This is a genomic window from Pirellulales bacterium, from assembly GCA_036499395.1.
Lineage (GTDB): Bacteria > Planctomycetota > Planctomycetia > Pirellulales > JACPPG01 > JACPPG01.
Map to the genome: position 1 here is coordinate 1 of DASYDW010000027.1, position 4,979 is coordinate 4,979.

The window sequence follows — 4,979 nt, forward strand, 5'->3', positions numbered from 1 at the left end:
CTTCACTGCGAACTTATCGGAAATCAAAAACCTGTTTTTTCGCCCACATTCGCGAAAGTTATCCATCGGGTCGGAATCGACTTGCACACCATCGATTTGAAGAATAGGCACGAAGCACTTTGGTTGCGCTCTCTCATCTGGCCAGATAAACCCCAACGCATGGGGCTTTGCGCTAACGCAATCGAACAGTTCAAGGCAACGCCGGCCCGATTGGTGAAGGGCGATGCGTTCGCGGTGCTCAGCAACGAGGTGGAGCACAGCCCATGGAGTCCACGGTATGTGTCTTGCATTGCCACACTCTGAATCAGTTTTCGGATGAGGGGCGCCAAAGATTCAATGCCTTGCTCGAGCGTATTTCAAGGCATCGCCCGATAAATCAGCTCTCAGCCGAATGGATTAATACACCGAAGCCGGAATTGCGGTTGATCCAATGGGACAAAGGCGATTCAACAGAGAGGCTGCTGGCAAGAGTCGATCAACATGGACGTTGGATCGAATGGCTCGCCTGAGGCTTGCCAATATTGGCCGTGCCGCTACTTGTATTGCGGATCTGATGCAAACAGCGAACCTGCTTGATCGGACTGACCGAAGTCACTACTGGCTACTGTTGCCTCCACTGGACTCGCTGTATTGTCCGAAGCTTGCCGGAGGACGCTCGCTCAGCGCGGGCCATTGGAAGTCGCGATGCGCGTTTCCGCGCCCGTCTGAAGACGGCTTCGCCAACCGTCATATTCATCCGGGGGTTGGGTGTTCGTCTACTACAAATGTCATCACCGTCTGCACGGCTGGGCACCCCGAACGCTCCTACAACCGGCGCAAGCGGAGCGATCCTTGATTTGCCCCCCTGATAGGCGCACTAGCTGCATTTCACCCCAGCGAATGCGCACGTTTTGATTGACTTCTCGTTGGGCCGACGTATTTTTTCCCGAATTAGCGTTCACGCACGCGCGTGCTCGCTCAGACCGCGCCAATTGTGGATAACTCGGCAGGACTACACGACCAGATACGATCCCAACCCTAGAGCATTCCCCCGATGTCACCAGACTTTTCCTCAATTGGCGTGCTGCTGACGATCAACTTGCTGTTTGCGTCGTTCGCGCTGGCGATCGGCTTTGCGGCTGGTGTCTGGTTCTTTGGTGGCAACAAATCGCAATCCGAGCCTGACGACAAAAGCGAACGCGAGTCGCACGACCACCGGCAGCAAGCCACCGATCGGGCGATGATGGCCTCGCACCGCATTCAGGACTTGGCCAAAGGCGTGCTCAGCGACGTGGGCGTCCACACGTCGAATGTCGAGGCGATCACTGACGACTTGCGGGCGATCGTCCAAGAAACCAATACGGGGCCGGATGTCGCGGTATTCATGACGATTGGTCGAATCGTCGAAGCCAACAATCAGATCAAGGAGCGATTGGCCTCGGCCGAGAAGCAGATCGAGGCTCAAGCGTCTGAGTTGCGGGATTTTGAAAGCGAAGCCCGTACGGACTCGCTAACGGGACTAGCCAATCGTCGTGCGTTCGACGACGAATTGAAACGCCGCTATGCAGAATGGCAGCGACGCAAATCCCCGTTCACGCTCTTGATGCTCGACATCGACCATTTCAAGCAATTCAACGATTCACATGGTCATCAAGCGGGCGATGAAGTATTGCGAAATGCCGGCAAGGTGCTGGTCAAGATTTCCCGTCAAATGGACCTGCCTTGTCGCTACGGCGGCGAAGAATTTGCGGTCGTCCTCCCGGCCACCGATATTCACGAGGCACGCATCGCCGCCGAGCGATTCCGCAAGGCGATTGAGGCTACCGCCGTAAAATTTGAGGGCAAAAAGCTCACTGTGACGGCCAGCATCGGCGTCGCTCAGATCGGCGAACACGACGATCCCGCCCGGCTGCTGCGCCGTGCGGATGACGCGCTCTACAAGTCGAAAGAAGCCGGCCGCAATTGCGGCCATTGGCATGACGGCAAAATGTGTTTGCCGATCGGTGCCGACGCGGCGCCAAGCAACGCCGAGCTAGCCCCGAAATCCGAAGCAGCCGGAGGAAACGGCTTGGTTGATCGACTGCCTTCCAAGGAGGTGTTCGTCGATACGCTTCAGCGCCGAGTCACCGAAAGTCAACGGTTCGGCATTCCGCTCACGGTGATGCACTTGCGAATCGACGACTATGCCACGATCAAGCGAACATACGGCAAGTCGATTGCACAACTCATGCTGGATTCCGTTGCGCAATTTACCGGCTCCGTCTTGCGAGAGATGGACCTATTGGCCCGGCTGGACGAAGGCGAATTTGGCGTGATGCTGCCGGGAAGCACCGAAGCCGAAGCGGCGCTGGTGGCCCAAAGACTACACGCAGCCATGGCACAGTCCACCCTTCCGATCCGAGACAGTCAGGTGCAGCTCAGGGCCTGTCCCGGAATTGCTCAGTTGCAGACCAAAGAGTCGGCCGATCAATTGATGGCTCGCGCGGCACGCGCTGGAAGTTCCGTCGTGGCGTCTCAGCCGGCAACGGTGTAGGTGTAAATGGCTCGTCGCCGTCCGTGCGGGCGTGGTATGATCGCTCCTTCACCCAAATTGACGGGAGCCTGCCATGCCCACGATTGATTTCCCGCCGCGATTTCAATTCAGCTTGCGAGGGATGCTCATTGCGGTAGCGGTCCTGACCGTTTTGCTTGGCTTGCTCGCTGTAGCCGGCGGCTTGTTGGCTTGGCTGCTGGCCATCTTTGTGGTCTGGATTCTGCCGACTCCCCTGCTCATCGCCGCAATCTACAGCCGCGGCGACATGCGGGCCTTTTCCATCGGTGCGCTAGTGCCGTGGGTATCGCGTTGGGCCAATCCTCCGATTTACGACTCGCTAATGAGCGTCGTCAATTCGACGCTGTGGGTATTGGTGATGGCAGGCATCTGCGGCGCCGTTGCCGTCGCAAGTCGTCGCTGGATGGAACGGGACGCCTCTCGGTAGCTCGCGTCCGAGACGATATCGGACGCCGGTTTGGCTGGCGCAATTTGGCGTGACAACAAGTAAAGGTTTTTCGCGAGAAAATGCGGCCTTGCCGGTGGCCGTTCGGTTCGTAGAATCTTCGTTAGCCCCCTTTGACAGCTCTGGGGCACCCCGGTATATTCTGAGTTTCCGCCCAAGTGACCTCTGACCACCGAGGCGGCGGAGACTTCGCGGATGAGAACTCCGCTAATGTTGCAGTCAAGTGGCCAGAGGCTGGTAAGGCAGCCGGTTCCAGGAAGGATTCGTTTTGCCTTGCCAGCCTCTGTCCATTCGGTAACGAATGAGCAGCATCGGTAGAATGTGACCGATGGGCCACGCATCGAGACGTTGATGTGAGGCTAGCGGCGATCGCAAGTTCGCCGTCACGATCTTTGACAATTTGGTTAGTTGCAAGAGTGGCATCTTGACTGGGCACGTTGCCAAACGATTCGCGCAAGCGAATCGCCGGGTGATTGTGTGCCAGTGCAAGACTCCAATGTAATGTCCTTAGAGTACGAATGTATAAATCGTTACTTCCAAGTGCCTTCGCCGGCACCTGGAAGAAGTAGAGTAGCAAGATCATTCGTTGATGTTTGAGTGGGTTGGTGAGCTGGGTCGTCCGCGATTCAGTTTGCTGACCAGCGAGAGCGTTCGATGAATGTGGCCAAGCTACTAAGGGCGTATGGGGGATGTCTTGGCATCAGGAGGCGATGAAGGGCGTGGAAGTCTGCGATAAGCCCGGGGGAGTTGACAAACAAGTATTGATCCCGGGATTCCCGAACTGGCGTGTGGTGAATCCATAACCACACGTAGCAAACGTGGGGAACTGAAACATCTAAGTACCCACCGGAAAAGAAAGAAAAATCGATTTCGTCAGTAGCGGCGAGCGAAAGCGAAACAGCCCAAACCGCGGAGGTTTCCTCTGCGGGGTTGTAGGGCCTTTCACATGAGAGTTACAAAATTGCTAGCTAGCAGAATCTTTTGGAAAGCTGAACCACAGAGGGTGACAGTCCCGTAAGCGTCAGCGAGCAATCTCTCGAGAGGTACCTGAGTAGGTCGGGTCACGTGGAACCCCGACTGAATCCACGGGGACCATCCCGTAAGGCTAAATACTCCCTGATGACCGATAGTGAACTCAGTATGGCGATTGAAAGATGAGAAGAACCCCTGTTAGGGGAGGAATGTGAACCTGAAACCATACGCCTACAAGCGGTCGGAGCACTATGCCCTTCGGGGAATGTGTGACGGCGTGCCTTTTGCATAATGATCCGGCGAGTTACCGTCTGCGGCTTGGTTAAGGTCTTACGGACCGAAGCCTGAGGGAAACCGAGTCTGAATAGGGCGACAATTGGTCGTTGGCGGTAGACGCGAAACTGAGTGATCTACCCATGAGCAGGTTGAAGCGCGGGTTATACCGCGTGGAGGACCGAACCCACTTGGGTTGAAAACCGAGGGGATGACTTGTGGGGAGGAGTGAAAGTCTAATCAAACTCAGAGATACCTCGTTCTCTCCGAAATAGCTATAGGGCTAGCCTTGAGCAACTACGCAATGGGGGTAAAGATACTGAATTGGTCCGAGGCTTTTCACCAAGTACTCTGCTGAACCAAACTCTGAATACCATTGCGATTATCTCGGGAGTCAGTCCGCGGGGGATAAGCTTCGCGGTCGAGAGGGAAACAACCCAGACTACCTGCTAAGGTCCCCAAGTGATGCTTAGTCACTAAGGAAGTTGATTTGCTGAGACAACCAGGATGTTGGCTTAGAAGCAGCCACCATTTAAAAAGTGCGTAACAGCTTACTGGTCGAGCAGATCTGCGCCCATAATGAACGGGAGTAAGCATCACACCGAAGCAGTAGATGCGCAAAGCCTTCGGGCAATGCGCGTGGTAGGAGAGCGCTCTTGGTCAGATACAAGCCGTACCGTAAGGAGCGGTGGTGGGGCCAAGAGGTGATTATGCCGGAATGAGTAACGATAAGGCAGGTGAGAATCCTGCCCGCCGAAA

Annotated in this window: 3 protein-coding genes and 1 rRNA gene; all 4 read left to right on the forward strand. The window is 55.7% G+C overall.

Annotated elements, in window-relative coordinates:
* Positions 1 to 303 (forward strand): DUF2332 family protein (locus VGN12_05545; protein ID HEY4308897.1); only part of this gene is annotated, 303 nt, incomplete at its 5' end.
* A gap of 730 nt (positions 304 to 1,033) precedes the next feature.
* Positions 1,034 to 2,512: a diguanylate cyclase gene (locus VGN12_05550; GenBank protein HEY4308898.1), complete on the forward strand. Its 1,479-nt coding sequence runs from the start codon at positions 1,034 to 1,036 to the stop codon at positions 2,510 to 2,512.
* A 73-nt stretch (positions 2,513 to 2,585) separates the two neighbouring features.
* Positions 2,586 to 2,957, forward strand: coding sequence for a hypothetical protein (locus VGN12_05555; protein HEY4308899.1), 372 nt, complete (start codon positions 2,586 to 2,588; stop codon positions 2,955 to 2,957).
* Between the two features lie 680 nt (positions 2,958 to 3,637).
* Positions 3,638 to 4,979 (forward strand): 23S ribosomal RNA (locus tag VGN12_05560); the annotation flags it as partial.

Bases quoted from the DNA above. Each gene is read 5' to 3' on its own strand.
- VGN12_05550 (HEY4308898.1), top strand. From the start codon at position 1,034: ATGTCACCAGACTTTTCCTCAATTGGCGTGCTGCTGACGATCAACTTG.
- VGN12_05555 (HEY4308899.1), top strand. From the start codon at position 2,586: ATGCCCACGATTGATTTCCCGCCGCGATTTCAATTCAGCTTGCGAGGG.